This is a genomic window from Neobacillus rhizosphaerae (assembly GCF_050477885.1).
In the GTDB taxonomy this organism is placed as follows: domain Bacteria; phylum Bacillota; class Bacilli; order Bacillales; family Cytobacillaceae; genus Neobacillus; species Neobacillus rhizosphaerae_A.
In genome coordinates, this window is record NZ_JBCNAC010000024.1 from 1 (window position 1) to 2,506 (window position 2,506).

The following is a 2,506-nucleotide window of genomic DNA, read 5'->3' on the forward strand; positions in this document are numbered from 1 at the left end:
CCCACGGAAAGCGAAGTGCCTGAAGCGGAAATCAACAGACATGGTAACAGAGCTATTTAAAGATAATAAGGAGGTCTTCAGAATGAATTTTAAAAAAGAGCTTGCAGTAATTCTTTATGAACTTCTTGAGCAGGAAATGGCCGAAAATGAATTGGAACTCTTGATCGAAAAGCCTAAAAATGCATCACATGGAGATTTAGCCTTTCCATGCTTCACACTAGCCAAGCTAAAGCGTAAGGCACCAAATCTCATTGCGCAGGAATTAAGTGAAAAAATCAACTCAGCCACATTTGAGAAAGTAGAAGTGGTAGGAGCCTATCTTAATATCTTTTTAAATAAAAAACTCGTCTCGGAAAAAGTGGTCACCGAAGTACTCGCGCAACGCGAACAATTTGGAGCACAGGATTATGGCGGCGGCAATATCACCATTGATATGTCATCACCGAATATCGCCAAGCCGTTTTCCATGGGGCACTTACGCTCCACTGTCATCGGTAATGCTATAGCACACATTGTTGAGAAATGCGGATACCAACCGATTAAGATTAACCACCTTGGTGACTGGGGCACACAATTTGGAAAGTTAATTACAGCCTATCAGCTTTGGGGAAATGCCGAAAAGGTCAAACAAAACCCGATTAAAGAACTGCTACAGCTATATATTCACTTCCATGAAGAAGCAGAAAACAACCCAGCATTAGAAGACCAGGGACGCCGCTGGTTCAAGCGGCTGGAGGACGGGGACGAAGAAGCGTTAATGCTTTGGCAATGGTTCCGTGACGAGTCACTGAAGGAATTCTCAAGAATTTATGAGCTGATGAACGTCCAGTTTGACTCATTTGCTGGAGAAGCTTTTTATAATGATAAAATGGAGCGGATTGTCCGTCTCCTAGAAGAGAAACACTTACTGGTAGAATCTGACCAGGCACAGGTGGTAGAGCTATCAGAGGAGCAGCTGCCGCCATGTCTCATTAAAAAATCTGATGGGGCTACGCTCTATGCAACGCGGGATTTAGCGGCAGCCCTCTACCGTAAGGGAAATTATGACTTTGTTCAGTCCCTTTATGTAGTAGGCCATGAGCAAAGCCTTCATTTTAAACAACTAATCGCTGTGTTAGGGAAAATGGGATATGACTGGGCGGAAAAAATGGTTCATGTTCCTTTTGGAATGATGTTGAAAGACGGGAAGAAGATGTCGACTCGTAAAGGGAAGGTCGTTTTATTAGAGGAAGTATTAAAAGAATCAATCGCGATGGCTAGACATAATATTGAGGAGAAAAATCCAAACCTCCCAAACAAAGATGAAGTAGCCAAGCAAGTGGGTGTAGGTGCGGTGATTTTCCACGATTTAAAAAACAACCGCATGAATGATATCGAGTTTTCGCTAGAGGAAATGCTTCGTTTTGAAGGGGAAACGGGACCTTATTTACAATACACGTATGCTCGGGCAAGTTCTATTTTAAGAAAAGGAAATGGCTATTCTAATTTAGATTCCCTATCATATGATTATTCTTGGGAGAAGGAATGGAAGGTGACAAGCCTGTTAATGGAGTTTGGACCGGCGATTAAACGAGCCTGTGAAAACTTTGATCCATCGCAAGTGGCGAAATATATTGTGGACCTAGCCCAGGCTTTCAATAAGTATTATGCCGAGGTAAAAATCTTGGAAGAAAATGCAGCGAAACAGTCTCGTTTAGCGCTTGTCTTGGCAGTCACCGTCGTTCTAAAGGAAGGCCTGCGTTTATTAGGAATAGAAGCTCCTGAGGAAATGTAGAGCTTTTTATTTAGAGGATTTTTCATCCTGTTATAAAATAGAACTATGTTAAAAAAGGGAGGCAATGAAATGAGTGAATTGTTATTTAAGAGCTATGAGGTAGCAAGAGGTCAATTTATAAAAATGGCTGAATCGCTAGAAGAAAATATGGTAGATGCCCAACCAGAAGGCTTTAACAATACCCTTCACTGGCATGTCGGTCATGTGCTAACAGTGGCAGAGCAATTTATGTTTGGCTTCCCAAAGAAATCCACTCACTTACCAGCTAACTACTTAGAGCTATTTGGAAATGGCACCAAGCCGGCTGATTGGGAGGGTGAAGTTCCGTCTGTACAGGTATTGGCAGCTCAGCTGAAAGAACAACTGGGCAGAATTAAAGAAATTCCAGTGGAAAGCTTTAGTGCCAAGCTAAAAACACCATTCCTTGGTCAAGAGACTTTTGGCGAGTTAACCAGCTTTGCCATTTTCCATGAATCCCTTCATCTAGGACAGATGCAAGCGATGAAGCGAATGATTAAGGCTGTCGAGGTTAAGTAAATAAGGAAAATAAGGGGGCTCGCCAATTGGCGGGCTTTCTTTAAATGATAAGAATGTTTAAGATTTGATACAGCCAAAGTCCTTGTTAGTGTGACATGTTATGTCCCAATCCAATGGAAAGAAGCCCGCCGGTAAATAGGGGAGATTTCTAATGCCCGTGGTAAGAGAAAAAGAGCGCGGCCGGTAAATAGGGGA

General features: G+C 42.4%; 2 protein-coding genes. Both read left to right on the forward strand.

Translation table 11 applies throughout. The annotated features are described in order from the left end of the window. Positions 1 to 82: 82 nt before the first annotated feature. A complete protein-coding gene (gene argS, locus ABES03_RS02930; RefSeq protein ID WP_430115007.1) occupies positions 83 to 1,774 on the forward strand; it encodes an arginine--tRNA ligase in 1,692 nt (563 codons plus the stop codon). A gap of 69 nt (positions 1,775 to 1,843) precedes the next feature. Continuing rightward, positions 1,844 to 2,311 carry a DinB family protein gene (locus ABES03_RS02935; protein ID WP_430115009.1) on the forward strand — a complete coding sequence of 156 codons (468 nt, stop codon included), beginning with the start codon at positions 1,844 to 1,846 and terminating at the stop codon, positions 2,309 to 2,311. The last annotated feature ends 195 nt before the right edge of the window (positions 2,312 to 2,506 follow it).

What these genes read in the sequence shown, in the direction of transcription:
- argS (WP_430115007.1), top strand. Translation starts at nt 83, where the DNA reads ATGAATTTTAAAAAAGAGCTTGCAGTAATTCTTTATGAACTTCTTGAG.
- ABES03_RS02935 (WP_430115009.1), top strand. Translation starts at nt 1,844, where the DNA reads ATGAGTGAATTGTTATTTAAGAGCTATGAGGTAGCAAGAGGTCAATTT.